Origin of the sequence: Dichotomicrobium thermohalophilum, from assembly GCF_003550175.1 — a bacterium.
Classification (GTDB): domain Bacteria; phylum Pseudomonadota; class Alphaproteobacteria; order Rhizobiales; family Rhodomicrobiaceae; genus Dichotomicrobium; species Dichotomicrobium thermohalophilum.
Window position 1 is genome coordinate 745,533 of record NZ_QXDF01000001.1, and the last position, 26,312, is coordinate 771,844.

The 26,312-nt window shown below is 64.5% G+C and carries 27 protein-coding genes; 8 read left to right on the top strand and 19 right to left on the bottom strand.

Going from position 1 to position 26,312, the window contains the following annotated elements; all coding sequences use genetic code 11:
- Positions 1-103: 103 nt before the first annotated feature.
- Positions 104-1,156 carry a Fe(3+) ABC transporter substrate-binding protein gene (locus BXY53_RS03430; protein ID WP_119060511.1) on the bottom strand — a complete coding sequence of 351 codons (1,053 nt, stop codon included), beginning with the start codon at positions 1,154-1,156 and terminating at the stop codon, positions 104-106.
- Between the two features lie 313 nt (positions 1,157-1,469).
- Here BXY53_RS03430 and BXY53_RS03435 point away from each other — a divergent pair, with 313 nt between their 5' ends.
- Positions 1,470-2,231 (top strand): metal-dependent hydrolase, encoded by a 762-nt coding sequence (locus BXY53_RS03435; RefSeq protein ID WP_170144321.1) that lies wholly within the window; start codon positions 1,470-1,472, stop codon positions 2,229-2,231.
- On the opposite strand, the gene BXY53_RS03440 is transcribed toward BXY53_RS03435, so the two are convergent.
- Positions 2,232-3,125, bottom strand: a complete 894-nt coding sequence (locus BXY53_RS03440) for an ATP-binding protein (RefSeq protein WP_119060513.1) — start codon at positions 3,123-3,125, stop codon at positions 2,232-2,234. It lies immediately after the preceding gene.
- 326 nt (positions 3,126-3,451) lie between these two features.
- Here BXY53_RS03440 and yajC point away from each other — a divergent pair, with 326 nt between their 5' ends.
- The 5 genes from yajC to BXY53_RS03465 all read left to right on the top strand — a co-directional run bounded on the left by yajC (position 3,452) and on the right by BXY53_RS03465 (position 8,104).
- Positions 3,452-4,072: a preprotein translocase subunit YajC gene (yajC, locus tag BXY53_RS14380; protein ID WP_119060514.1), complete on the top strand. Its 621-nt coding sequence runs from the start codon at positions 3,452-3,454 to the stop codon at positions 4,070-4,072.
- 53 nt (positions 4,073-4,125) lie between these two features.
- On the top strand, positions 4,126-5,736 hold the full coding sequence (gene secD / locus BXY53_RS03450; protein ID WP_119060515.1) for a protein translocase subunit SecD: 1,611 nt from the start codon (positions 4,126-4,128) through the stop codon (positions 5,734-5,736).
- Between the two features lie 15 nt (positions 5,737-5,751).
- A complete protein-coding gene (gene secF / locus BXY53_RS03455) occupies positions 5,752-6,732 on the top strand; it encodes a protein translocase subunit SecF (RefSeq protein WP_119060516.1) in 981 nt (326 codons plus the stop codon).
- A gap of 74 nt (positions 6,733-6,806) precedes the next feature.
- The gene (locus BXY53_RS03460) at positions 6,807-7,214 is read left to right on the top strand and encodes an Mth938-like domain-containing protein (protein ID WP_119060517.1); all 408 of its coding nucleotides are present in this window, start codon (positions 6,807-6,809) and stop codon (positions 7,212-7,214) included.
- Positions 7,211-8,104 (top strand): phytoene/squalene synthase family protein, encoded by an 894-nt coding sequence (locus BXY53_RS03465; protein ID WP_119060518.1) that lies wholly within the window; start codon positions 7,211-7,213, stop codon positions 8,102-8,104. Before BXY53_RS03460 ends, BXY53_RS03465 begins: the two co-directional genes overlap by 4 nt.
- A gap of 144 nt (positions 8,105-8,248) precedes the next feature.
- Here the strand turns inward: BXY53_RS03465 and trmFO are convergent, their stop codons facing one another.
- Positions 8,249-9,673 (bottom strand): methylenetetrahydrofolate--tRNA-(uracil(54)-C(5))-methyltransferase (FADH(2)-oxidizing) TrmFO, encoded by a 1,425-nt coding sequence (trmFO, locus tag BXY53_RS03470; RefSeq protein WP_119060519.1) that lies wholly within the window; start codon positions 9,671-9,673, stop codon positions 8,249-8,251.
- A 187-nt stretch (positions 9,674-9,860) separates the two neighbouring features.
- Between trmFO and BXY53_RS03475 the strand changes: the two genes are divergently transcribed.
- On the top strand, positions 9,861-10,505 hold the full coding sequence (locus BXY53_RS03475; protein WP_119060520.1) for a membrane lipoprotein lipid attachment site-containing protein: 645 nt from the start codon (positions 9,861-9,863) through the stop codon (positions 10,503-10,505).
- 8 nt (positions 10,506-10,513) lie between these two features.
- Here the strand turns inward: BXY53_RS03475 and BXY53_RS03480 are convergent, their stop codons facing one another.
- The 8 genes from BXY53_RS03480 to BXY53_RS03515 all read right to left on the bottom strand — a co-directional run bounded on the left by BXY53_RS03480 (position 10,514) and on the right by BXY53_RS03515 (position 17,731).
- Positions 10,514-10,930, bottom strand: a complete 417-nt coding sequence (locus tag BXY53_RS03480; protein WP_119060521.1) for a hypothetical protein — start codon at positions 10,928-10,930, stop codon at positions 10,514-10,516.
- On the bottom strand, positions 10,927-11,829 hold the full coding sequence (locus BXY53_RS03485; protein WP_119060522.1) for a ParA family protein: 903 nt from the start codon (positions 11,827-11,829) through the stop codon (positions 10,927-10,929). The genes BXY53_RS03480 and BXY53_RS03485 overlap by 4 nt, the downstream gene beginning before the upstream one ends.
- Before the next feature lie 144 nt (positions 11,830-11,973).
- Positions 11,974-14,205 carry a glycine--tRNA ligase subunit beta gene (glyS, locus tag BXY53_RS03490; RefSeq protein ID WP_119060523.1) on the bottom strand — a complete coding sequence of 744 codons (2,232 nt, stop codon included), beginning with the start codon at positions 14,203-14,205 and terminating at the stop codon, positions 11,974-11,976.
- Positions 14,206-14,234: 29 nt separating this feature from the next.
- On the bottom strand, positions 14,235-14,666 hold the full coding sequence (locus tag BXY53_RS03495) for a DUF6446 family protein (RefSeq protein ID WP_119060524.1): 432 nt from the start codon (positions 14,664-14,666) through the stop codon (positions 14,235-14,237).
- Positions 14,663-15,607, bottom strand: coding sequence for a glycine--tRNA ligase subunit alpha (locus tag BXY53_RS03500; protein ID WP_119060525.1), 945 nt, complete (start codon positions 15,605-15,607; stop codon positions 14,663-14,665). Before BXY53_RS03500 ends, BXY53_RS03495 begins: the two co-directional genes overlap by 4 nt.
- A gap of 137 nt (positions 15,608-15,744) precedes the next feature.
- Complete coding sequence (locus tag BXY53_RS03505) at positions 15,745-16,638, bottom strand: S49 family peptidase (protein WP_119060526.1); 894 nt, start codon at positions 16,636-16,638, stop codon at positions 15,745-15,747.
- Between the two features lie 87 nt (positions 16,639-16,725).
- Positions 16,726-17,511, bottom strand: coding sequence for a tRNA1(Val) (adenine(37)-N6)-methyltransferase (locus BXY53_RS03510; protein ID WP_119060527.1), 786 nt, complete (start codon positions 17,509-17,511; stop codon positions 16,726-16,728).
- Positions 17,501-17,731 (bottom strand): putative signal transducing protein, encoded by a 231-nt coding sequence (locus BXY53_RS03515; protein ID WP_119060528.1) that lies wholly within the window; start codon positions 17,729-17,731, stop codon positions 17,501-17,503. The genes BXY53_RS03510 and BXY53_RS03515 overlap by 11 nt, the downstream gene beginning before the upstream one ends.
- A 154-nt stretch (positions 17,732-17,885) precedes the next feature.
- Here BXY53_RS03515 and BXY53_RS03520 point away from each other — a divergent pair, with 154 nt between their 5' ends.
- Positions 17,886-18,902: a polyprenyl synthetase family protein gene (locus BXY53_RS03520; RefSeq protein ID WP_425359177.1), complete on the top strand. Its 1,017-nt coding sequence runs from the start codon at positions 17,886-17,888 to the stop codon at positions 18,900-18,902.
- A 3-nt stretch (positions 18,903-18,905) separates the two neighbouring features.
- On the opposite strand, the gene BXY53_RS03525 is transcribed toward BXY53_RS03520, so the two are convergent.
- From BXY53_RS03525 to BXY53_RS03560, 8 genes are all read right to left on the bottom strand, one after another.
- The gene (locus BXY53_RS03525; protein WP_170144322.1) at positions 18,906-19,925 is read right to left on the bottom strand and encodes a LysM peptidoglycan-binding domain-containing M23 family metallopeptidase; all 1,020 of its coding nucleotides are present in this window, start codon (positions 19,923-19,925) and stop codon (positions 18,906-18,908) included.
- 508 nt (positions 19,926-20,433) lie between these two features.
- A complete protein-coding gene (locus BXY53_RS03530) occupies positions 20,434-21,072 on the bottom strand; it encodes a protein-L-isoaspartate(D-aspartate) O-methyltransferase (RefSeq protein WP_119060530.1) in 639 nt (212 codons plus the stop codon).
- A gap of 30 nt (positions 21,073-21,102) precedes the next feature.
- Entirely contained in the window at positions 21,103-21,879 is a 777-nt protein-coding gene (gene surE, locus BXY53_RS03535; RefSeq protein WP_119060531.1) for a 5'/3'-nucleotidase SurE, read from the bottom strand.
- Positions 21,880-21,903: 24 nt separating this feature from the next.
- Complete coding sequence (gene serS / locus BXY53_RS03540; protein ID WP_119061746.1) at positions 21,904-23,181, bottom strand: serine--tRNA ligase; 1,278 nt, start codon at positions 23,179-23,181, stop codon at positions 21,904-21,906.
- Between the two features lie 148 nt (positions 23,182-23,329).
- On the bottom strand, positions 23,330-24,127 hold the full coding sequence (gene tatC / locus BXY53_RS03545; protein WP_210209133.1) for a twin-arginine translocase subunit TatC: 798 nt from the start codon (positions 24,125-24,127) through the stop codon (positions 23,330-23,332).
- A gap of 18 nt (positions 24,128-24,145) precedes the next feature.
- Positions 24,146-24,676: a Sec-independent protein translocase protein TatB gene (gene tatB / locus BXY53_RS03550; protein WP_119060532.1), complete on the bottom strand. Its 531-nt coding sequence runs from the start codon at positions 24,674-24,676 to the stop codon at positions 24,146-24,148.
- Between the two features lie 110 nt (positions 24,677-24,786).
- On the bottom strand, positions 24,787-25,023 hold the full coding sequence (locus BXY53_RS03555) for a twin-arginine translocase TatA/TatE family subunit (RefSeq protein WP_119060533.1): 237 nt from the start codon (positions 25,021-25,023) through the stop codon (positions 24,787-24,789).
- A 110-nt stretch (positions 25,024-25,133) separates the two neighbouring features.
- Positions 25,134-26,282, bottom strand: coding sequence for an ABC transporter ATP-binding protein (locus BXY53_RS03560; protein WP_245410341.1), 1,149 nt, complete (start codon positions 26,280-26,282; stop codon positions 25,134-25,136).
- Between the last annotated feature and the right edge of the window lie 30 nt (positions 26,283-26,312).

Here is a 26,312-nt window from a genome sequence, read left to right on the forward strand (position 1 = left end):
CAGTGCCCGCTTTTTCGAGTGCGGGTCGAAACCGCGCGAAGGGCGCCGCGTTGCGCCCCTCGCCGTGTCGTCATTAACGCCGGATCGGCCGGCGTCACGCCGTTCAGGAGCTCGGCCCCTCGTTGAAGCCGACCTCGTCGACCAGCTCGCTGGCGCGTTTGCGCAACTCGGCGATTTCGGTGAGCGTCAGGTCGTCCGGGTTCAGTTCGCCCCAGGAGGCCACAAGGTCCGACACTTCAACGCCCGGCTTCACCGGGTACTCATAGTTGAGCTGCGCGTAGAGCTGCTGCGCCTTCTCGCTGGACAGGAACTCCATCAGCTTCTTGGCGTTTTCCGGGTTCGGCGCGTGCTTGGCCATCACCATTCCGGAGACGTTGACGTGCGAGCCGCGGCCGTCGGCGTTCGGGAACAGGATCTTGACCGACTTGGCCCACTCCTTCTGTTCCGGCTCTTTCTCGTTGGTCAGCATCTTGCCCATATAATAGGTGTTGCCGATGCCGATGTCGCACTCGCCCGCATAGATCGCCTTGACCTGCGCGCGGTCATTACCGCTCGGCTTGCGCGCGAGGTTCTCCTTCAGCCCGGCCAGCCATTCCTTCGCGGCGTCCTCGCCGTGATGCGCGATGATCGAGGCGAACAGCGCAACGTTATATGGGTGCTGGCCGTCGCGGATGCAGATGCGGCCGCGCCACTTCGGATCGGCCAGCTCCTCGTAGGTGATGCTGTCCTGATCCACGCGCTCCTTGGAGGCATAGACCACCCGCGAGCGCAACGTGAGGCCGAACCATTCGTCGTTCTTGCCGCGGTACTTGGCCGGGATGTTCTTCTCCAGAACCGCGGACTGCACGGGCTGGCTCACGTCCTTGTCGACTGCGCCGCGCAAACGGCCGATGTCCACCGTCAGCAGCACGTCGGCCGGGCTGTTCGCGCCTTCCGCGACCATGCGCTCGACCAGGCCCTTGCCGGCGAAGATCACATTCGTCTCGATACCGGTTTCCTTGGTGAAGGCGTCGAGCAGCGGCTCGATCAGGAAGGGCTGCCGATAGGAGTAGACGTTCACTTCGCCCTGCGCTTTCGCGGAGAACGAGAAGGGTACCGCCATCATTACGGCGGCGAGCGCCCCAACGAGAGCGCGTCCGGCAAATCCGTATGCCATTTTTCTTCCTCCAATAGCTCGGGGTTCAAGGCCCCGGAACTGGATTGTGGTCTTTTCACTTTCGGGAGCTTTCCCCCCTGCCGCGCGGCATGAGGGGCAGCCCCTGAGGCTGAGGTAAGTGCGCTCTCGCCCATGTGTCAACGCAAAAATGCTGGAAAAACAATAACTTAGAAATCGACTAATTCTAATTCCAAACTCTCCGGTCAGGAATTCCGACAGGCGTTCGCAAAAGATCTCTGTGGTCAAATGCTTGAGCGCGTCGCCGGGCCACGCCGAATCACATAGCGTTTGCTTAATCTGTTGGGAGGCAGGCGTGGCGAATTTCTCGACACACATCGGCGTCGGCGCTGTCGCGAGTGGTCTGGCCGCTTCGGTGACGCTTGCTGCCGGGGCCGTCCCGCCGGGCGAACTCGCCACGCTTACGGCTGCCGGGATCATCGGCAGCGTTCTGCCGGACATCGATCTGCAGAAGTCCCACCCCTCGCGGATGCTGTTCGGCGCGCTGGGTATCCTCTTCGCCTTCATCGCGCTGTTTCAGTATTACGAAGCCTATTCCATCGCGGAACTCTGGGCGATCTGGCTGGGCGTCTATGCGCTGATACGGCTCGGCCTCTGGCGCTTTTTCCATCGCCACGCGGAACACCGCGGCATCTTCCATTCCGTGCTCGCCGGGTTGCTGTTCATGGCGCTCACCGCGATCATCCTCACGCATCTGCTCGGGCGTGATCCCGCCATCGGTTGGCTCGGCGGGGTGTTCGTCTTCCTCGGCTACATGGTGCATCTGACGCTGGACGAGATTTATTCCGTTGACTTCGAGGGCGCCTACATCAAGCGGTCTTTCGGCAGCGCGCTGAAAGTATGGGAATATGACTCGCCGCGTGCGTCGCTGCTGATGACCGGGGCGTTTCTTGCTGCCGTCACGTTTGCGCCGACTGTCACGCCGTTCGTGGAGACGATGGCGTCGCTGCAACTCGACCAGTTCTTCCAGCAGAGGATGTGGCCCGAAGGCGAGTGGTTCGCACCGCCCTCAGCCAACGCGACGGAGACGGCAAGCGAAATTCGCGCCGCGCCGTAATCAGCCAGCGTCGGATAGCTGCGTTCCAAGTTCGCCGGCCAAGTCCTGAATGAACTGCCAGGCGACACGGCCCGAACGGCCGCCGCGCGTCATCGCCCATTCCTTGGCACGGGCTTCCAGCGCCTCCGGCTCGATTGGCAGTCGGTAATAGGCGGCATAGCCGCGCACCATCTCGAGGAAGTCGTCCTGCGAGCAGTGGTGAAAGCCTATCCAAAGGCCGAAACGGTCCGACAGTGATACCTTCTCCTCCACCGCCTCGCCCGGATTGATCGCTGTGGCGCGTTCGTTTTCCACCATATCGCGCGGCAGCAGATGACGGCGGTTCGATGTGGCATAGAAGATGACGTTGTCGGGCCGCCCTTCGATACCGCCTTCGAGCACGGCCTTCAGCGACTTGTAGGAGGTGTCTCCATCATCGAAAGAGAGATCGTCGCAGAACACGACGAAACGATTGTTGTCGCGGCGCATGGCGGACAGGCACTGGGGCAGCGTGCCGATGTCCTCGCGGTGGATTTCCACCAGCTTCAGGGCCGGCCCATCCGCGGCAACCATTTCGCTCGCCCGCGCATGAACCGCTTTCACCAGCGAACTCTTGCCCATGCCGCGCGCCCCCCAAAGCAGCGCGTTGTTGGCGGGCAGGCCGCGCGCGAAGCGCACCGTGTTGTCGAGCAGCCGGTCGCGCATGGGCGCGATGGCGCGGAGCAGCTCCAGCGGCACGCGGTTGACCTTCGGCACCGGCTGGAACTCGCCCGGCGACGGATGCCAGATGAACGCTTCGGCCCCGCTGAAATCCGCCGGCGCGGGGCGGGGTGGCGCCATGCGCTCGAGCGCGTCGGCGATGCGCTTGATCAGCGAGAATTGTTGAAACCGGTCCTGTTGATCCTGCGCGGTCATGTTCGGGTCCCCTGTGTGTTGCGCGTGTGGTAAGCGCCGCCCCCGCCTTTGTCCAGTCGCCATGACACGATGAATTTTGCCATGAGCCTCCGCGCGCAGGGTCGCAAAGTGTGACGGCCGTGATTATTTCGCCATCAAGGCGCGGGCGCTGTCCGCAATCGGTTGCAATGCATGCATGTGCGGCTATAGTCGCGGCCAAATGCGGGAGCAGCGCGGTTTCGCCTGTCATTTGCGCGCGTCGGTGCGCCTCGCATCGGCCGCGCGGTTGAATTGATCAAGTCACCTGCGAAGCGTCTAGCCCCAGCTCCAAGTCAAAGGACCGTAGCATGTTCATCACGCCCGCCCTGGCCCAAACCACCACGGCGCCTGGAGGATCGAACATTCTCCTCCAGTTGATGCCGTTCATCCTGATCTTCGCGATCATGTATTTCCTCATCATCCGGCCGCAGCAGAAGCGCCTGAAAGCGCATCGCGAGATGGTCGCCAATGTGAAGCGCGGCGACACCGTCGTGACCGCTGGCGGGCTGGTCGGCAAGGTCGCGAGCGTGGTGGATGACGATGAAATCAGGGTCGACATCGCCGATGGGGTGCGCGTCAGCGTGGTCCGCAACACGCTCTCCGAGGTCCGACCGAAGGGTGAAGTGCGCGGCGCAGCGAAGGCATCCAAGGAAGCTGAGAAGAAGACCGAAGAGATCGCCGACCAGAGCGAAGATGCCGAGGCGCAGGAGGAAACCCCAGCCACGGCAAAATCGGCGAACGGCGCGACGAAGAAGCCGGCGCAGCGCAAATCCCGCTCGGCAAGCGCCAGTGGCAGCGCGCGCAAGAGCGCCGGCGGGAAGTCCAGCACCCCGAAGTCTGGCTCGTCCCGCACCCGGCGCAGCCGCGCCAAGAGCGGTAACGGTGCCTCGGCGGATCAGTCGAAGGAGACCGGCGGCGACAACGCCTAGAGGGAATGTTCGGGCGGGCGCGGGCGCCGCGCTCGCCGTAATCTGGTGGCCTCATGCTTTATTTTTCGCGCTGGAAAATCGTCTTCGTGCTGGCGGTCGTGCTGGCTGGCATTGCCTATGCGCTGCCGAACGCGCTGCCCAAGAACACGCTCTCCGGATTGCCAGACTGGATGCCCACGAAACAGGTGCATCTCGGCCTTGACCTTCAGGGCGGTTCGCATCTGCTGCTGGAGGTCGACACCAACGAGTTGCGCACCGACTGGCTGGAGGCCATCCGCGACGACGTACGCATCGCCCTGCGCGAGCAGCGCATCGGCTACCGAAACCTGCGGGTGACTGATGAGCACGTGGCCGTCACCATTCGCGACTCCGCGCGAGTCGATGAAGCCTTCCAGGCCGTCTCCGATCTGGCGCAACCGATTGATGGCAACCTGCTCACCGGCGTCGGCGGTGGCACGGATATCCAGGTTCAGCGCGAGGGCGACCAACTGTTTGTCGACCTGACCGAGGAAGCCTTTGCCCAGCGGTTGCGCTCCGCCGTTGGTTCAACAATCGAAACGATCCGGCGGCGTATCGACGCCCTGGGCACCACCGAGCCGAATATCCAGCGCCAGGGCGTCGAACGGGTGCTCGTTCAGGTGCCCGGCCTGCAGGATCCAGAGCGGCTCAAGGATCTGCTCGGCCAGACCGCGAAGCTGACCTTCCAGCTCGTCGACCAGTCGATGTCGCCGGAAGAGGCCGAAGCCAACCGGCCGCCGCCCGGCTCGGCCGTCTATCCGGGCGCTGACAGCTCGACGCGAGACCAGTACTTGCTGAAGAAGCGTGCGATCATCAGCGGCGAGGACCTTGTCGACGCGCAGCCGAGCTTCGACCAGCGGACGAACGAACCGATCGTGACCTTCCGCTTCAACGCCTCGGGCGCGCGGCGCTTCGGGGATGTGACTTCGGAGAATGTCGGCCGTCCCTTCGCCATCGTTCTGGACGGCGAAGTGATCTCCGCGCCGGTCATTCAGGAGCCTATCCTGGGGGGCACGGGGCAGATTTCCGGCGACTTCTCTGTGGAGGAAGCTAACAACCTGGCGATCCTGCTACGCTCGGGCGCGCTTCCGGCTTCGCTGACGATTCTCGAGGAGCGCACCGTTGGCCCGAGCCTCGGCGCCGACTCCATCGCCGCGGGCGAAATCGCAGGCGTCGTCGGGCTGATCGGCGTGGTGATCTTCATGCTCGCCGCTTACGGCCTCTTCGGCGTGTTCGCCAATATCGCGCTGTTGGCCAATATCGGCATGATCCTTGGTATCCTGAGCGCGTTGCAAGCGACGCTGACGCTGCCGGGCATTGCCGGCATCGTGCTCACCGTCGGCATGGCGGTGGACGCCAACGTCCTGATCTTTGAGCGCATCCGGGAAGAGCTGCGCGCAGGCAAGACGCCCATTGCGGCAATCGATATCGGCTTTTCTCGCGCCGTCGGAACGATTCTCGACGCCAACATCACGACATTCATCGCGGCCCTGATCCTGTTCTGGCTCGGGTCCGGGCCGGTGCGCGGTTTCGCCGTGACGCTGTCCATCGGCATTTTCACATCGGTGTTCATGGCGCTCATGTTCACACGCATGCTGATCGTGCTGTGGCTGCAGCGTACGCGCCCGCGCACGGTTCCGATCTAGGAGGTTCAATCGGCCATGCCTTTCAAGCCGATCAAGCTGGTCCCCGCTGACACACACGTGCCGTTTATGGCCTATCATCGCATCGCGATGGTAGCGTCGGCGGTTCTGATGCTGCTTTCCGTGGTGTTGTTCTTCGGCGTGGGCCTGAACTACGGCATCGACTTTCGCGGCGGCACGCTCATCGAGATCAAGACGACCGACGGCCCGGCGGACATTGGCGAGCTACGCGACAAGCTGGGCGGTCTGGGCCTCGGCGATGTGCAGATCCAGACCTTCGGCGCGCCGGACGACGTGTTGATCCGCGTGCAGGAGCAGCCCGGGGGTGAGTCGGCGCAGCAGGCCGTGGTCGACAAGGTGAAGGGTGCGCTCGGGGATAATGTGCAGTACAGACGTGTCGAAGTGGTCGGTCCGACCGTCTCGCAGGAATTGATCGAATCCGGCACCCTGGCCGTCATCCTCGCGATCTTCGGTGTGTTGGTCTATATCTGGCTGCGCTTCGAGTGGCAGTTCTCTGTCGGCGCGGTGATTGCGCTCGTGCATGACGTCGTGTTGACGATCGGCATGTTCTCCGCGCTACAGATCGAGTTCGGCCTCCCGATCATCGCGGCGATCCTCACCATCGTCGGCTACTCGCTGAACGACACGGTCGTCGTCTATGACCGCGTGCGCGAGAACCTGCGCAAATACAAGAAGATGCCGCTCTCAGACCTCTTGAACCAGTCGATCAACGAGACGCTGTCACGCACGGTTGTCACCTCGGTGACGACGCTGATCGCACTGCTGTCGCTTTACATCCTCGGCGGCGAGGTGATTCGCGGCTTCGTCTTCGCAATGATCTGGGGGGTGATTGTCGGCACTTATTCGTCGATCTTCGTGGGGGCGCCGTTGCTTCTTATGCTGGGCGTCAAGCGCGACTGGAGCGGGCTGGGCGGCGCGAAAGTCAAGGAGCCCGGCAAGGCCACAGCAAGCCAGGAAGCCCGCGAGACGGCGTCGTAAAGCCGCCCGCGCGTTCGCGACCCTGACGCGCCGGGGCTTTGAAAGGCCGGCCGCGTCTACCCACCTGATGGTTCATGCACAGGATCTGCGATACAACGCCGGTTTACGCCTACAGCGAGAGTGGCTTCGCGTTCTGGGGCGGGGAAGTCCGCTACGAGGGGCCGACCCTGATCCTTCCCGAAGGCGTGTTCTCCTGGCCCGTGAGCCATGCGGCAGATGCCTTGACGGCGGAGGATCTTGAGCCCGCAATGGCGGCCGCGCCGGGCATCGACTTCATCATCCTTGGCACCGGCGCGCATCAGGTGTTTCCCGCGCCAGAACTGCATGCGGCCTGCGCCGAGGCCGGTCTCGGGCTTGAGGTTATGGCGACGGGCCCGGCTTGCCGAACGCTGTCACTTCTGCTCTCCGAGGATCGCCAGTTTGCTGCCGCGCTCATGCCTGCGGGCCGGGGCGCCGAAGCGGCCGCGCCCAAGCCGGAATGACCGCGCACGACGCCGAACCGACCGAACCCGCCCCTGCGATGGATGACGCGCAGCGCGCAGCGATCGTCGCGGATACGGTTCGCCGCCTCGACCGCGATCGCTACCGTGCCGCCCTGTTCGCGCCCAGCCCACAACGGGAGCACCTGCTCAGCCTCTTTGCGTTCAACATCGAGCTGGCGCGCGTCCGCGAGGAGGTCAGCGAGGCGATGCTGGGCGAAATCCGGCTCGAATGGTGGCGCGAGGCCCTGGAGCGCGCGCAGGCCGGGGAGACGGTCGGGCATCCTGTCGCCGATGCGCTGGCCCTGGCGCGTCGGCGCTGTGTATTGCCCGACGACTTGCTCACGGACATGATCGACGCGCGCCAGAGTGATCTGGCCGCCACGCCGATGCCGGACCAGACGCACCTGGAGGATTATCTTGCCCGGACGGCCGGCACAGTGTTCCAACTCGCCGGCTACATTCTCGGCCAGCGCGACGAGCGCACCGCGCATCTGGCGCGACACGCCGGCATCGCCTTCGGGTTGACGGGGATCATGCGGGCGCTGCCCGTGCACCGCGCGCAGGGGCTGCTCATGCTGCCGCGCGCCGAGCTTGGGGCAGCGGGCGTGCAGACGGGCGATGTGCGACAGGGCAAGGTGAGTGACGCGCTGGTAGATGAGCTGGGCCGCTTGCGCAAAGCGGCCGAGGCACATCGCGCCGTGGCTGCGGAGGAGTTCGTCGCTTTGCCAGCCCAGGCGCGGCCAGCGTTCCTGCCGCTGGCGCTCGTGCGGGGGCAGTTGCGCGCTCTGGCCAAGCCGGGGCGCGATCCGCTGCGCGAGGTGCCGAAGCCCCAGCCCTTCACCGGGTTGCTGCGGATGTGGCTTGCGAACGCGACTGGACGTATCCCCTAGGCATTTTTCCGCTATGCGGCGGACGCAAGGTCATTGCGAGGCCTAACCGGCCGAAGCAATCCAACGGCATGGCGCACCGTCCGGGGCTGGGTTGCGTCGCTGCGCTCGCAATGACCGGCAAGATGCGCGCCGAGACTAGCGGCCCTACTCGGCCGCGGCACGCGCCGGACCAAGCCACGCGTCGATCGCTTGAAGCGCGCGCTCAGACATCGCCTTCTTTCGCGTGAGCGATTTCGCCTTGCCCTTCAGCCGTCTCCCGTCTTCGCCCGTGCGCGGCACCTCGACCGGCGGGAACAGGCCGAAATTCACGTTCATCGGCTGGAAGCTGCGCGCCCCGCCGCCATCGTCCGGCGCGGCGATGTGCCCGCCCGTGATATGCGCGAGCAGCGCACCCATCGCCGTCACGGCCGGCGGTGGCGTGATCGTCTTGCCCAGCCGCTCGGCCGCAGCAAAGCGGCCGGTGAGTAGTCCGATCGCGGCAGATTCAACGTAACCTTCCACGCCGGTGATCTGCCCGGCAAAACGCAAACGCGGACAGGCGCGGAGCCGCAGTGTCTCGTCCAGCAGCTTGGGGCTGTTCAGGAAAGTATTGCGATGTAGCCCGCCGAGCCGTGCGAATCGCGCGTTCTCCAATCCCGGGATCATGCGTAGCACGCCGGTCTGTTCGCCATAGCGCATCTTGGTCTGGAAGCCGACCATGTTCCACAGGGTACCGAGCGCGTTGTCTTGGCGAAGCTGCACCACCGCATAAGGCTTGGTGTCCGGATCGCGCGGATTGGTCAGCCCCGTCGGCTTCATCGGCCCGTGGCGCAGCGTCTCGCGCCCGCGCGCGGCCATCTCCTCGATCGGCAGGCAGCCGTCAAAGTAGGGCGTGTCCTTTTCCCAGTCCTTGAAACCGACCGTCTCGGCATCGAGCAGCGCATCGATGAAGGCGTCATACTGCGCCTTGTCCATCGGGCAGTTGATGTAGTCCGCGCCGGTGCCGCTGGGGCCGGGCTTGTCATAGCGCGACTGGAACCAGCAAACGTCGAAGTCGATACTGTCGCGGAACACGATCGGCGCGATGGCGTCGAAGAAGGCCAGCTCACTCTCGCCTGTCAGGGCCTGAATGGCCTCGCTCAGGGCCGGGGAGGTCAGCGGTCCCGTTGCTATGATGACGCTATCCCAGTCCTCCGGTGGCATGCCGGCGATTTCGCCGCGCTCCACCGTGATCAGCGGGTGCTCGTGAATGTGGCGCGTGACATCGGCCGAAAAACCCTCGCGGTCCACGGCAAGCGCGCCGCCGGCGGGGAGCTGGTGCCGGTCGCCTGCGGCCATGATGAGCGAGCCGGCGCGGCGCATCTCTTCGTGCAGCAGGCCGACCGCGTTGGTCTCCGCGTCGTCCGAGCGGAAGGAGTTGGAGCACACCAGCTCGGCCAGCCCGTCGGTCTTGTGCGCGTCCGTCTCGCGCGTCGGACGCATCTCGTGCAGGATCACGGGCACACCGGCGTTCGCGGCCTGCCAGGCGGCTTCCGAGCCTGCGAGGCCGCCACCGATGACGTGAATCGGTTGGAGCTTTTCCGTTGTCATGTCCCGGATCGTAGTTATGGCCTGCCGGTGAGGCAAGGTGCGCGAGTGTGGCACCGCAGCGACAACCCGGGCAAAACGCGGCGCGTTCACGGGCCTGTCAATTCCCGGCTCATTGGCGTGATGCTATATCTCCCGATAATCTTTGATCGTGCCACTGGTCTGCACGCTTCACCCTAACGGATCAGAGATGCGAAAGTTGCTGTTTGCCGCCACGGCAGTCGTGGTCCTTTCCGGTTGCACTTATGAGCGGACGGGCTCGCCTTCGCTGCATTATAACGAATTCAAGACGGTCCCCCCGCGCGGCAACACGGTGACGGTGTGCCATGCCTATGGGTGCCAGGAGCAGACCAAGTTTCGATTCACGAGCGCGGATATCGCCAAGATCCGCAACATCATCCGCACCACGAAGAAGGCGGACACGCCCCATGAGGAGCGCCGCGGCGTTGCATACGCGATCGCCTGGATAGAAAAGCGCGTCGGCAAGGCAATCGGCACCGACAAGGACCGCGCGGGAATGGAGTTCGCCGGATCCGGCGACCCGACACAGCAGGATTGCGTGGACGAGGCAACGAACACCACCAGCTACCTGATGGTGATGCAGCACAACAACCTGTTGAAGCATCACCGTGTGGCCCGCCCGTTCTCAAAGGGAAACATCCTCATGGGCGTGAAATACTGGCCGCACTGGACTGCGGTGCTGGTCGAAAACGAGACCGGCCAGCGTTACGCCGTCGACAGCTGGATCTATGATAACGGCGTGAATCCGGCGGTCGTGAAGGCCGAGGAATGGTACCTCGAAGATCTCGATAACCTGCCGGATTCGACGACCTGACTCATGGATCAGCTGGCCGCGGCCATGCGGTCAGCGATCCGTGCCTCGGTTGCTCTGATCAGCTCGTCCTTGAGCGCTTGCAACTTTGTCTTGTCGCTATAGAAGGTCTCACGGTCGACAGGCATGTGCTGCGCTTCCGCAAGCGCCCGCAAATCCTGCTTCCGCTTTATCGGGTTGAGCCTGCGCTTCACGCCCGCCATCCCTTCGGTTTGCATCACTGCCACAAGGCTGAATGCATTGGGATCGAAGCCGGCTTTTGCCTTTCGCGCGCGCGCTGGCTTTTGAATTTCGGCAATCGCGCCGCGCGGGAGCGCATTCACAAGCTTTTCCGCGAACTCTGGCCTTTGACGGGCCTCCTCGAGAACGACCTCGAAAATTTTCGCCAGGATCTGGTCAGCGGGGACTGGATTCTCGGATTTAGTCATGCACTGGTCTCCTCGCCCGAGCTGCGGCGTCTTTCAACGAGGGGCAGCAGCTCACTGTAAAGCGTTTCGACATGCGGCAGCGCCGATTTGTATTTCTGGCGGATTGTCCGGCGGTTGGCTTCCCAGTCAAAAGCATTGGCAATCGCCGCAGTCTGCGGAATGCGCGTTTCCATTATCGGATGGAACGCGGCCATTTCGTCGACCAAGCGGTCGTGGATTGACGTTTCGCGATACATGTTCGCAAGGGTGACATAGCGGCGCTGATCCATCGGGATGTCCTTTAGCTGCCGCGGCGGGTAGCACTCCTCGATCATCCGGCCGATTCGGTCAACTGCAAACAAGGATACATAATCGGGGCGAAAGGGTACGAGGACGATGTCGGCGACCGCGATGGATGCCCGGGTGGAGAATGAAATGCCGGGCGGGCAGTCCAGAATGACGAGATCGTAGCCGTCTCCGGCATGGCGCAAAAGCGTCCTGAAACGGGTAGTCACCGCTTCTTCGACCTGATGAAAGGGCGTTCCCTGGGAGGCAAGCCGCACCATGATTTCATGCTCGCGGTCTTCAATTTCCAGCGAGCCCGGCATGAGCGTCAAGGGAGGGACGCCGCCATCTTGTGCGCGGAGATCAGAGGCCTCAGGGAGGATGTACGAAGCAGGCTCCACAGGTTTGAGCGGAAAGAAATCGTATATGTAGTCGGCCAGGGTCGCATTTCTTTTGCGCGCCTTCACCCAATTCTCTCCGCCGATAAGGATAAGCGAGGCGTTCGCCTGCGCATCCACGTCAATGAGCAGCACACGCATTTCGCCCCAGACGGAGAACGCGTGCGCGACCATTGTAGCGACGGTCGACTTTCCGACACCGCCCTTCCGGTTTGCGACGGCGAGTATCGTCCCCATGACACCCTCCCTTCGCTGCAAGAACCTGCAGAAAAATAGAAGAAGTGTGCATTTGTGTAAAATGCGCGAAGAATTGTCTGGATTTTGGTGGTATTGGCAAGTCGCTGGGCTGAGGGTGCGCGCTACTGGGCAGGAGCTCTGGTCTTAACCCTCGATCTTCGAGAAGTCAGCGATCTGGCCTGCGGCGGCGCGGATTTGCGCGAGCAGCTTCAGCCGGTTCTCGCGCTGGCGCGGATCGTCGGCATTGACGGTGACATGGTCGAAGAAAGCATCGACCGGCGCGCGCAGCTTGGCGATCTCACCCATGGCCTTTTCGAAATCCTCGGCCTGGAGCGCCTTGGCGAGCGTGCGGTTCACGCCCTTGATGGCGTCGTGCAGCGCGCGCTCCTCATCCAGCGCGAACAGCTTGGGCTGTGGCTTGCCATCGTAGCTGCGCCCGTCCTTTTTCTCCTCGATGCGGAGGATGTTCGCCGCGCGCTTGACGCCGGCCAGCAGGTTCGCGCCGTCCTCCGTCTCCAGGAAGCGGCCGAGCGCCTCCACGCGCGCCACGATGATCAGCAGGTCGTCCTGGCCGGCCAGGCCGAAAACCGCGTCGATCAGGTCGTGGCGCACGCCCTGCTCGCGCAGATGCACCTTGAGCCGGTCGGCGAAGAAGCCGAGCAAGTCCAGCGCGACGGCAAGCGCCGCCTGCTTGGTCTTTTCCGCGAAGGCCTCGGCGTGTTCGAAGGTGTCGAGCCGGTCGGCGATCAGGTCGGCATAGCCCTGCGGGGCCAACCCATGCGTTTCCAGATCAAAGGCTTCCGCAACGTAGCGTTCGTGCTGCTCCTGGCTGACATGCAACCAGACATTGGCGATCGGCATCGCGAAATAGGACAGCAGGTTGAGCCGCAGACGGTTCTCGAGGATGATCCGCACGACCCCTAGCGCGGCGCGGCGCAGGGCGAACGGGTCCTTGCTACCCGTGGGCTTTTCGCCGATCGCCCAGAACCCTGCGAGCATGTCGAGCTTGTCCGCGAGCGCCACGGCGATCGATTCTCGCGCGGAGGGCACCTCGTCGGACGGGCCGACCGGCTTGTAATGCATGGCGATAGCATCGGCCACGGCTTCGTCCTCGCCGCTTTCCAGCGCGATGTAGCGGCCGATGACACCCTGCACCTCGGGGAACTCGCCGACTGTCTCGCTGACCAAATCGGCCTTGGCGAGCCGCGCGGCGCGCTCCGCCCTGTCCGCGTCCGCGCCAACCACCGGCGCGATCGCGCGCGCCAGCCGGGCGATCCGGTCCACACGCTCGCCAACCGTGCCCAGCTTGTCATGAAAGGTGATCTGGTCGAGCTTGGGCGCCATCGCTTCCAGCCCGCGCGCTCGGTCATTGTCCCAGAAGAACTTGGCGTCCGACAGCCGCGCGCGGATCACACGCTCATTGCCCTCGATGATCGCCCTGCCGCCGTCATCTGCCTCGATGTTGGCGACGACAATGAAGCGGTTTGCCAGCGTTCCGTCGCTCCGGCGGAGCGAAAAGCATTTCTGGTGTTCTTTAAGGGAGGTCATGAGGACTTCCGGCGGGATGTCCAGGAAGTCCGCGTCGAAGGTGCCGGACAGCACCACGGGCCATTCGACAAGCCCTGCGTTCTCGTCGATCAGCCCGTGGTCTTCGACTAACTCAAGGTCCTGCTCGGAAGCCAGGCGCCTTGCTTCTTCTCGTATAAGTTGCGCCCTCTTCGGTCTTGCAACTATGACGTTAACCTTCTCCAGCGCGGTTGCATAGTCCTGCGCGCGCGCGATCGATATAGACTTTGGTCTAATAAGGTTGTCCGGCTCGGCCGCCATGAAGCGGTGGCCTTGGGTGACGTCGCCGCTGCGGATGCCGTCGACCTCCAGATCGACGACCGCGCCGTCCAGCGTGCAGACGATCCCATGAAGCGGGCGCACCCAGCGCAGGGCTCCGGTGCCCCAGCGCATGGATTTCGGCCAGGGGAACTTTCGCACCACCTGCGGGACGATCCGCGCGAGAGCGTCAGCGGCCGTCTCGCCTGCCCGCTCGATTACGGCGACGTAGTATTCACCACGCTTGTCGGCGCGGGTCTCGCACTGGTCGAGGGCTTCAAGCCCCGCCGCGCGCAGGAAGCCGTCTATGGCCTTTTCCGGCGCGCCGACGCGCGGCCCCTTGCGCTCCTCCCGACGGGGCGGCGACCGCTCGGCCAGCCCTTCGATGGTCAGCGCCAGTCGGCGTGGGGTGGAAAACGTCTCGGTGGCGCCAAAGGTGAAATCAGCCTCCGCAAGAGCGTCGCAGACCAGCTTTTGCAGATCGGCTTCCGCGCGGGCCTGCATCCGCGCGGGGATTTCTTCGGAAAACAGTTCGAGCAGCAAATCAGGCATGGCTTATTCCGTGCTGCGAGCTGGGCGCGTCATTCTTCCAAGTCGGGTTTGAGCTGGCGCCACATATAGGCCCGGCCGTCCGGAAAGCGCGCCACGATCCGATTGGTCACGCCGAACTCGTCGCGCGCCGCAAGATAGGCTTTCGCCTCGCCGGCCTTGAGCGCGCCAGAAAGGGCCTCGGCGTCGAAGCAGTCGAACCAGTCGGGCGCGACCAGCGGCGCGGCGTCTTCGGCCACCGGCGCATCCGGCGCTTCGGCCAGGTTGAAACACGCTCGCAGCTTCAGCGGCGAAGTGGGCGCGTCGATCCCGCGCCAGTCGCTGACCGGGTAACTCTGCCCGGCGATTTCGACGCTGTCGGCTTTGATCTCTTCGTAATAGGCGCGCGTCTGGAAGTACCAAAGGGCCGCGCCGAACACGACCGTGAACAGGAGAAAGCCGACAATCAGGACGCGCCCCTTCATGCGCCGCCACCCTCGGTCTTCAGCCACGCGGCGCAGCACTTCTTCGCCAGTTCGCGCACGCGCAGGATATAGCTCTGCCGCTCGGTCACGGAGATCACGCCGCGCGCATCCAGCAGGTTGAAGATGTGGCTGGCCTTGATGCACTGGTCGTAAGCGGGCAGCGCCATCAGGTGCCGTTCGCCCGCCTCGCCCGCATCGAGCAGCGCCTGGCATTGGCCTTCCGCGTCGCGGAAGTGCTGGAACAGCTTGTCAGTGTCGGCATGTTCGAAGTTGTAGCGGGAATATTCCTGCTCCGGCTGCAGGAAGATGTCGCCGTAGCGCACGCGCTCATCGCCCGTGCGCCCATTGACGTTCAGGTCGAAGACATTGTCGACGCCTTGCACATACATCGCCAACCGCTCCAGTCCGTAGGTCAGCTCACCCGTCACAGGATTGCAGTCGAACCCGCCGACTTGCTGGAAATAGGTGAACTGGCTCACCTCCATGCCGTCGCACCAGACCTCCCAGCCGAGGCCCCAGGCGCCGAGCGTCGGGCTTTCCCAGTCATCCTCGACAAAGCGGATGTCGTGGCGCTGCGGGTCGATGCCGATGGCGAGCAGGCTGCCGAGATAGAGCTCCTGAAAGTCCGGTGGCGACGGCTTCCAGGCCACCTGAAACTGGTAATAGTGCTGCAGCCGATTGGGGTTCTCCCCGTACCGGCCGTCGCCCGGTCGGCGCGAGGGTTGGACATAGGCCGCTTTCCACGGGCGCGGCCCGAGCGAGCGCAGCGTCGTCGCCGGGTGGAAGGTGCCCGCGCCAACCTCCATGTCGTAGGGCTGCAGGATCACGCAGCCATGCGCGCCCCAGTAGTGCTGCAGCGTCAGGATCAGGTCCTGGAAGGACTCCTTCGGCCGCAGATGGGACGCAGCAGGTGCGGCGGTGTGTCCGGTGCGTTGTTCCATGGGTGATGTCTGGTGGTCTGGCGCGTCGTCCGCGCGGTCGTTTCGCGGCGCAACCTACGCCCGCACGCGGGATCGGTCAACGCGGCGTGGGAGCGGCCGGCCAATGGTCAAGAGGGTTTTTGCGCGGCGTGGCCCGATCACAGCCCGTAACGCGCCCACAGCGCCCGCTCCTCCAGAGCGGAGACCAGCTCGTCCGCCCAGCCATGCGTGAGCCCGCGCGAAAGATCGGGCATCTCGGCACGACTGACGCCAACGCCGCGCGCGCGGCGGAAGAACAGGCTGCGCTCCGGCGAGATCAGCCGCAGGCGCACATCCTCGCCATAAACTTCGCGCATGCGCGAGCGCACATCGCTCAAGCCGTCGATCAAGCCCAGTTCCTGCGCCTGTCGGCCGGTCCAGAACTCGCCTGTGAAAAGGTCGTCGCCCGCCTGCTCGATCTTCGAGCCGCGACGCTGCTTGACGAGGTCGATGAAGTCCTGATGGACGATCTTCTGGATGCGCTTGAGCCGTTCGACATCTTCCGGGTCCTCCGGCTGGAACGGGTCGAGCGTCATCTTCTTCTCGCCCGCGGTGTAAACCCGTCGCTCGACGCCGAGCCGCTGGATCGCCTCATGCAGGCCGAAGCCGGCCGACAGAACGCCGATCGAGCCGACGATGGACGATGCGTCGGCGAAAATCTCGTCGCCCGCCAACGCGAGGATATAGCCGCCGGAGGCCGCCACATCCTCGGCGAACACATAGACCTTCTTGGCCTCCTCTTGCGCCATCGCGCGGATGCGCTGATAGATCAGGCGCGACTGAACCGGCGAGCCACCCGGCGAATTCACGATGACTGCGACGGCGGGGCTGTCCTTGAAGGAAAACGCGCGCTCGATCACGCCGGCGACGACGCTCAGCGACAGGCCTTGGCGCAGCGGCGTAGCCATGCCGATGGTGCCGGTCAGGCGGATCACCGGGATGAGCGTGCCCGCAGCGGTCCAAGCCTCGGGGAGCACGGCCCGCAGCGGGCCGAGAACGTTGATGCGCGCCATTTTCTGTCCTTGTTCGCCGGTTGGTCATGCGCGCGGCGGGGCGCCCCGCCGACCGTGCGCCTAACATAATCAGCATGAACGTGAAGTCTACTGCTCAGCGGCCTCGTCTAGGGGAAGGGCGGCACCGTAGCGCAAGAGAGCTTCGGCCGTGTCGGTATAACGTCCGTCGGGGCGGTGCAGCGTCAGGCCTGGCAGCATTTGCAGCGCGGCGCGGCTGCCTTTCGTCGCGCTGATAATGATGCGCGTGGCGGGCGCGTCGGCTCGGGGGAACAGCGGGAAAAGGCGGACGCCGCCGAAGCGGCCTTCCAGCGCGGCCAGCACGGCCGGCAGCGCATCGGCGCGGTGGATCATCCAGAGACGTCCCCGCGGCCTGGCACAGGTCGCGAGGAATCGCACCCATGCATCCAGTCCGCCTCGTGTCATGACATGGGCGCGGCGCTTGTCAGCATTGCCCGGCGCCCGCGCGCTTTTGGCCGGCAAATAGGGCGGGTTGGCGACGACATGCTCGTAACCTTCGCGGCGTATGCCTTTCGCTTCCAGCGCAGGGAATGGGCCGGTCACGTCGCCGTTGATGATCTCCACACGATCGGAAAGACCGTTACTGGCCGCGTTCCGTCTTGCGAGTTCGCTCAGAGCGGCGTCGATCTCCACGCCGGTGACGTGCAGCCGCGGCAGCCGCCACGCCAGGCACAGCGCCACCGCGCCGACACCGCAGCCCGCCTCCAGCGCCCGCACCGGGCCGTCCGCCGCCACGCTCGCCGCCAGCATGACCGCATCCGTTCCCGCCCGCGCGCCCTTGAGCGGCTGGAGCAGATGCAGCGCGCCGCCGAGAAACGCGTCATCCGTTAAAGATTCGATGTGGTCATCGCTCATACGGGTGGGCGCTGATGTCAATGCCGGCCTCCGTCATGAGGTCGACCGCCCGGCGCCAGTCCTCATCCTCGACCATCACGCGCCGCGGCAGAATACCGATCGAGCCTTCCATCACGCTCATGTGACCATCCAGGACTGCGTGGTCGATATTGGCTTCGGTGAGCAATGATTCGACGAACGAGATCAGCACAGCGTCGTTGGTTTGCAGGAGGATCTTCATAAGCGGCGTTCGGGTTTCTGGCCGCGTTTGTACGGCCGTTATAGCATCTTAACCTGGGCTTGCGACGATATAGCCGGACGCGCGCCTTGACCCGGGCAACGCGGCGACATTTATAGTGAGGGCGCTTCGCAGCGCACCAAGGAGGACCGCCGACGTGGGCCCTATCGCTCCGCTCCAAAAGACGCTCACGGCCAGCCGTGACATTGACGCCCTCCATAATCTTGTCGATCAGGATATGGCGCGCGTCAACCAGATCATTCTGGACAAGGCCCACTCGGACGTGGAGCTGATCCCGAAGCTTGCCCAGCATCTGATCGACTCCGGCGGCAAGCGGCTGCGTCCGATGCTGACCATTGCCGCGGCCAAGCTCTGCGAGTATCAGGGCGCGGGGCATGTGACGCTCGCCGCGAGTGTCGAGTTCATGCACACCGCTACGCTGCTCCACGACGACGTCGTGGACGAAAGCGAGATGCGCCGAGGCAAGACCGCCGCGCGCCTGCTGTGGGGCAACGAGGCCAGCGTGCTCGTGGGTGACTATCTACTCGGCCAGGCCTTCAAGATGATGGTCGAGGTCGGCTCGCTCGGCGCACTCCGCGTGCTGTCAAACGCTGCTTCGGTGATCGCCGAGGGCGAGGTGATGCAGCTCGCTGCGGCCAAGAATCTCGCCACCACGGAAGAGACCTATCACGCCGTCATCAATGCCAAGACGGCGGCGCTGTTCGCCGCGGCTGCAGAAGTTGGTGCCGTAATCGCCGAGCGCCCGGAGACGGAGGCGCTGGCGCTGCACGAGTTCGGGCGGCATCTGGGCCTGGCGTTTCAACTGATGGACGACGTGCTGGACTATTCGGGCGAACGCGCGCGGCTGGGCAAGAATGTCGGGGACGACTTCTCCGAAGGCAAGGTGACGCTCCCGGTGATCCTCGCCCATGCGGACGGCACGCCGGAGGAACAGGCTTTCTGGCAGCGCACGATCGCCGAGGGCGACATTCAGGACGGTGATCTGGAAACCGCAATGACCCTGATCGCCCGTCACAATGCCCTGGACCGCACGATGGAGCGGGCGCTCTCGCACGGGGAGCGCGCGACTCGCGCGCTGGACGTATTCCCTGACGGGCCGATCAAGTCCGCGCTGCTTGACGCCGTCGGCTTCTCGATTTCCCGCGCCAACTGAGCCTTACGACGTTCCCGCCAGATGCTGCTCAGGGTCCACCGGGCGCGCGTTCTTGCGTAGCTCGAAGTGAAGCTGCGGCTTCGTCACCGCCCCGGTGACGCCGGCGCGGGCGATCATCTGGCCGCGCTCGACGGTGTCACAGCGCTTCACCATGATCTGGTCGTTATGCGCATAGGCTGACACCCAGCCGTCGGCATGGCGCACCAGCACCAGCTTGCCCAATCCCGTGAGTTCATCGCCGGCATAGACCACGACACCGTTCTCGGCGGCCTTCACTGGCGTGCCACGCGGCACCGAGATGTTGATGCCGTCGTTGCGCTCGCCGTTCGACTGCTCGCCGAAGCGCGAGATGATCAGGCCGTTCGCCGGGCGGCGGAAGTTGGCGCCGCTGCGCGCGGGCGGATTTTTCATCAGCGCGCTGCACTCAGCGGCGGATGTCTTTTGCTCGCTGGCGACCTGGCGCTCCGTGGTCGGTTCGGCGCGCGCGACGCGCTCGGGCTGCTGATCGTTGGAACGCGCAACGCGGCTGGGCTGCCGGCGCTCCGGACGCTGTTCAGGTGCTGGCGGCGGTGTGACGCGCGCGGCGCGCTGCGGACGGGCGCTGCTGATGCGTTCACGGCGCGGCGCGGGTTGACGCTCGACGCGCGCGGCGCGACGGCGATCGCGGCTACGGCGCTCCTCGTTGCCCCGATCGGCGCGATAGCGGCGACGATCCTCGCGGCTTTCGAGCCCGAGCAGCAGCGGGTCGGCGTACAGCGCCTCATCGTCGTAGCGCCGCTCCCGGCGTACCGCATAGCGGCGCTCGCGCGGAGCCTCCCGCGTTTCAGGACGGCGAGGGGCGCGACGGGCCGTGCGACGACGATCGGGCTCGCGTTCACGGAGTTCGTAGTTTTCGTCAGGGATGTAGAGCGTATCGCCAACGCGGATCAGGCCCGGATCGGTCAGTCCGTTGACCTCCGCCAACTCGTCGACGCCGACGTCATAGCTGCGGGCGATGCTGTAGAGCGTGTCGCCGTCACGCACGGTATGCGTGGTCCGGCGCGGCGGACGTGGGTCGCGCGCGTAGGCGGGCTCCGCCCTGCGACGTCGTTCGTATTCGCGCAGCGGCTCGCGATCGTCAGGCAAGCTGCGCGTAACCGGGTCGCCATTCCACTGGGCGCGACGGCTGCGCAGGTCGCTGCGATCGGCGCCCCGCCAGGATGCAAACCCCTCCTCCGCATACCGCTCTTCATTGTAATGGAGCTGGGCAGTTCGCGATTCTCGGGTTTCGTAGTCGAAGCGCTGGACCTCCTGACTACAGCCCGCAACGGCTAGCGCGATGATCGCCGCGCAAGTCAGCCGCTTCGCCGGCCGGAAGGGCCGGATGCGCGCGTCCTTGGACCGAAACCCGGGTTCGCAAACCGCTACGCGAGGACCTGAACTCACCCCAAATCTACTCATCGCCGCCTACTCCTATGCGCTGGGAGCAGTAAAATGGCGATTGGTTAAAACGCGTTTAAAAAGGCGCGTTCTTTTGAAACAGAATTCGCTTTCAAGTTGAAGAAGGGCTGGCCCGCAACAGCGGGACAAACTGGACCGGCAGCAGGCGCGTGTGGCGCGCTTTGCCCCCCTCCTTGAAGACCTCGGTGAGGAACTGGCCGTCCTCGCTTTCCAGCGGAATGATCATGCGTCCGCCCTCGGCAAGCTGGGCAAAAAGGGGTGCGGGCACCTCAGGCGCAGCGGCCGTGACGATGATCCGCTCGCACTCGCCGCCGTCTGGCCAGCCCTGCCAGCCGTCGCCCAGAAGTGCCGTAATGTTGGTCAGGCCCAGCGCCTTGAACCGTGCCTCGGCCGCGCGCAAGAGCGGCTCGTGGTATTCCAGCGTGAATACTTCGCGGAAAACGTGCGCGAGGATGGCGGTCTGGTAGCCGGAGCCGGTCCCGATCTCCAGGACGGCGCGCGACGAGTCGGGACCGAGCTTCTCGGTCATGTAGGCGACGATGAAAGGCTGGGAGATGGTCTGGCCGCAGGCGATCGGCAGAGCCGTGTCGCCGTAAGCGTTATCGGCGAAGTCGGCCGAGACGAACATCTCGCGCGGGACGCGCTCGAAGGCGTTCAGCACACGCACGTCCGTTATCCCACGCCGGCGAAGATGCAGCACCAACTCCATACGGGTGAGGGCGTCGGTCATGGCCCTGTCTCCTCTGACGCGGCGAACGCATCAGACTTCTTCGCCGCTGCGAAACGCCTCGCGCAGGCGCTCCTTGGTCGGCTGATCCGTCATGTTGACGTTGAGGGGCGTGACGGAGATGTGCCCAAGCTGGAGCGCGCGCAGATCGGTGCCGCTGCCCGGCGGCGACAGGCGCTCCTTGAAGCCGAGCCAGTAATACGGGTTGCCGCGCGTATCAAGCCGGTCCTCAATCTGGAGGAAGTCCGCGTCCCGCTTGCCCTGTTCGGTGATAACAACCTCGCCGGCATCTTCCGGGTCCCGGTCGGGGAAGTTCACATTCATCAGGACGCCCCTGGGCCAGTCGATTTCCAGGAGCCGGCGGATCAGGTCCGGGCCAAGCTTCATGGGCGTCTCCCAGCGTGCGGTCCCCGGCTCGCTGAACTTGATTGACAGGCTCAGTGCAATCGACGGGATGCCGAGCAGCGTACCCTCGATCGCCCCGGCAATGGTGCCACTGTAGGTTACGTCGTCGGCCATGTTCTGGCCCGCGTTGACCCCGGAGAGAACAAGGTCGGGACGGTGATCGCTCAGCAGGAACCGGACCCCCATGATGACGCAGTCTGTCGGCGTGCCTTTGACCGCATAGGTTCGCTCCTGCAACTTGCGCAGGCGCATCGGCTCGTGAAGCGTCAGGGAGTGGGACGCCCCGCTCTGGTCGGTTTCGGGCGCGACCACCCAGATATCATCGCTCAGCTCGCCCGCGATGGCTTGAAGCACATCAAGACCCGGCGCTTCCACGCCGTCATCGTTCGTCAGCAAAATTCGCATTTGTTCTCCGGGGCAGTCGCGGCGTCACGCCGTTTCGATCCGATCCAGCCCGTTCATATAGGGTTGCAACGCCTCCGGCACACGCACGCTGCCATCCGATTCCTGACAATTTTCCAGAATCGCGACCATCGTGCGTCCGACCGCCAGCCCTGAGCCATTCAGCGTGTGGACAAACCGCAAGTCCTTCTCGCCGGCCCGGTAGCGCGCGTTCATGCGCCGCGCCTGAAACTCGCCGCAGACCGAGCAGGAAGAAATCTCACGGTAGCGCGCCTGCCCCGGCAGCCACACCTCGATGTCGTAAGTCTTGCGCGCGGCAAAGCCCATGTCGCCCGTGCACAGGGTCATGATGCGGTAGGGCAGGCCGAGACGCTTGAGGATTTCCTCCGCGCAGGATGTCATGCGCTCCAACTCGTCGAGCGACTGGTCCGGCGTGGTGATCGAGACCAGTTCCACCTTGGAAAACTGGTGCTGGCGGATCAGGCCGCGCGTGTCCTTGCCAGCCGCGCCGGCTTCGGCGCGGAAGCACGGCGTCCATGCGGTGAAGCGCATCGGCAGCTCGTCCTCGCCGACGGTGCTCTCGCGCACGAGATTGGTCAGCGAGACTTCAGCCGTAGGGATTAGCCAATAGCCGTCCTCCGTGTGGAAAAGGTCCTCGGCGAACTTCGGAAGCTGACCCGTGCCGAACATCGCGTCATCGCGCACGAGAAAGGGCGGGATTACCTCGTTGTAGCCGAACTCGGCGGTGTGGATGTCGAGCATGAAAGCGGCAAGCGCCCGCTCCATCCGCGCCAGATCCCGCCGCAGCACGGCGAAGCGCGAGCCGGAGAGCTTCGCCGCGGTCTCGAAGTCCATCTGCCCGAGCCCCTCGCCGATGTCGAAATGCTCCTTCGGCGTGAAGTCGAACCCCGGCTTTTCGCCCCATTCGCGCACGAGCACGTTGTCGGTCTCGTCCTCGCCGACCGGGACGTCGTCGAGCGGCAGGTTGGGGATCGCGGCGAGTGCTTCGTTGAGCCTGGCTTCAGCCTGGCGCAATTCTTCCTCGCCCTCCTGCAGCCTGGTTTTCAGGCTGGCGACCTCGTCCATCAACGCCGTGGCGCGTGCCTCGTCGCCACTGGCCTTTGCCTTGCCGATTTCCTTGGAGGCGGCGTTGCGCCGGGTCTGCGCTTCCTGCAGCCGGGTGACGATGCCCCGGCGCGCGTCATCGAGCGCGATGATCTCGGCGGAATGGGGTTCCAGACCGCGCTTGGCGAGCCCCGCATCGAACGCTTCGGGGTTCTCCCGTATCCATTTCGGATCGAACACGTCTCTTGCCCCCTCGATTTTGTGTGGGACCGGTGGCGGCCCGTCGCGCGCGAGAAGCGCCGGGCCGGCGAATTTGGCCACAGCTATAAGCCGCGTGAGGCCGCGCGTCCAGCGGGGTTCAGGATTTCGGTTTGGTCGCGATCCGGGATCAGTCGACGTCCGCGTCGGGCGCGGCCTCGGCGCGCTTGCGCTCGGCATAGGCGACCGAGATGATCGAAAGCTCGTAGAGGAGGATCGTCGGCAGCGCGAGACCGATCTGGCTGATCGGGTCAGGTGGCGTCAGGAAAGCCGCGGCCGCGAAAACGCCCACGATGGCGTATTTGCGCTTGCGGCGAAGGCCGTCTGCGTTGACCAGCCCCGCCCGGCCCATCAGCGTGAGGAGCACCGGAAGCTGGAAGCAGAAGCCGAAGGCGAGGATCAGCGTCATGATCAGCGAAAGATATTCGCTGACCCGCGCGGTGAGCTGAATTTTCACCTGCGCATCGCCGGTCTGCTGCATCGACAGGAAGAACTGCATCGCCAGCGGCATGACGACGAAGTAGACCAGCGCAGCGCCGACGAGGAACAGAGCCGGTGTTGCGATCAGAAAGGGCAGGAAGGCCTTGCGCTCATGCCGGTAAAGGCCGGGCGCGACGAACATGTAGAGCTGCACGGCGATGATCGGGAAGGCGAGAAAGATCGCCCCGAACAACGCCACCTTGAGCTGCGTGAAGAAGAACTCCTGCGGTGCGGTGTAGATCATGTCGATCGGCACGTCCCGACCGACCGCCCATTGATACGGCACCAGCAGCAGGTTGTAGATTTCCGTGGCGAACGTGAAACACAGGACGAAGCCGACCAGGATCGCGACGACCGCCCACATCAGCCGCTGGCGCAGCTCGATCAAATGCTCGATGAGCGGCGCCTTGCTGGCATCGATGTCGTTGATGTCGTCCCGCTGGGCCACCGGCCTGTCTCCGAAAGGTTAGCTCACCGCATCCTTGGCTTCGGCGGCGCCATTGGCGTTGCGATTGCCGACGGGTTTCGGGTCGCCGCGCGGCTGCTCTTGCGCCGGCTGCGGCTCGGCGGGACCGGGCTCGGAAGCGGATTGGTCCGTCTGCGCGGGCTGCTCGGTCTTGGCCGCGCTCTCCGGCTCCGCCAGAAGGTCACCTTCCGATGGCTGGCTGGTGCTGGTGTCGCCTGAAGACGCGGTCTGCCCGCCACTCGCGGTACCGGCGCTTCGTGTCGGGTTGTCGCTGAAGGTGCTCTCGATCTCGTTGCGGATCTGGTTGGCCGGATTGAGATCGCTCATCTTCTTCATGTCGTTACGGACTTCGTCCATGCCCGCTTCGCGCATCGATTCATTGAACTGACGACGGAACTCGTCGGCCTGTCGGCGCATCTTGCCGACCGCCTGCCCCAGCGAATAGAGCATGCGCGGGAGGTCCTTGGGCCCCACGATCAGGATCGCGATGACCGCCAAGACCAGAAGTTCCGTCCAACCGATGTCAAACATGAAGAGCGATACCCGCTAAAAGACCGATCCGCGCGCCGAACGGCTGTCGCCGCCGGAGCGCCAACGCGTGTTGTGCACCCGTGCCGCGGGGGCCGGTGCCGGCGTCAGCCCTAGCTGCTGGTGTTGGCCTCTTCACGCGTGTGCCGCTTCGTCTCGGCGTCGCTTCCGGCGTCGTGCTCGATGGACTTGTGAGCCGTTTCGGACTTCTCTTCGTCTTCCGAGATCCCCTTCTTGAAGCTCTTGATGCCCTTCGCGACATCGCCCATCAGCTCAGAGATCTTGCCCCGACCAAACAGCAGCACCAGCAGCACCACCACGATCAGGATTTGAAACCAACTCGGCGCCATACGTGTCTGTCTCCTAAACGCGCTTCGTCCAAGGAACGTGTCATGCACGTCCCCTATATACCATCACTTAAACAGAAAGGCTGCACACCTGCAACAGCACTCGCCTACACCTATCGGTCGAGGCTGGCAGGAACCTGATGGTTCGCCGGGAAGATGTGCACCTTCTCGCTCGGCACCTCGATGCCGACCCAGCCGCCCGGCTCGGCCTCGAATGGCGCGCTGGTGCGGGCAAGCAGCGGCGTGTCGATGCCCTCGACCCCCAGCTCCACCACCGTCTCGTCGCCAAGCGAACGCGTGCCGCAGACCTGCGCGGGGATGGCCGTAGCCTCATGGCTGAAACGCACCACGCGCGGCCGGAAGCACATCAGCGCGTCGCCGCTGACCTCGGTCCTTGACGGGTAGGAGCCGAGCGGTCCCCGCGCCACACCGCCTGAAACCTTGCATGGCACAACGTTGATCTCGCTCATCATTTCGGCGACGAACAGATCAGCCGGATGATCGAAAATCTCCTGCGTCGTGCCTGCCTGGACGATCTCGCCGCCGCGCATGACCGCGATGCGGTCGCCCAGAAGCATGGCCTCTTCGGCCTCGTGCGTGACAATGATACAGGTTGTGTGCGTTTCGCGGAGGATCGCCAGCGTCTCCTCGCGCATCGAGGCGCGCAGCCGCGGGTCGAGACCGGAGAACGGTTCATCCATCATCATCACGCGTGGCCGCGGCACGATGGCACGAGCCAGCGCGACGCGCTGCTGCTGCCCACCGGAGAGCACATGCGGGTATGCGTCCGCATAGGCGCCGAGCCCCATGCGCTCCAGCGCCCTGCGCCCCTCCGCCAGCGCTGTGTTGCGCTCCATTGCCTGGAGGCCAAAGGCCACATTCTCGAGAATCGTCATGTGCGGGAACAGGGCGAAATCCTGAAACATCAGTCCGACGCCGCGCGCTTCCGGCGGCACGTTGGCGGCCGGGCCGGACATCTCGCGCTCGTCAATGAGGATGCGGCCTTCATCGGGCGTCTCTAGGCCGCAGACGAGCCTCAGGAGCGTCGTCTTGCCGCAACCCGACGGGCCGAGAAGGCAGAGAATTTCGCCCGGGGCAACGTCCAGCGAAACGTCACGCACGGCGACCAGATCACCAAACCGTCGCCAGACGTTTTCCAGCTTGACGCTGGCCGGGAACGACGCGGTCGCCCGCCGGTTGGTATGCGTCGACAGCCCGACGCCGTGTTCCGCGCGCTGTGCGAACATGAACTGCGATCTCAACGCATCACTCCATCAATACGCCCGAAAGTG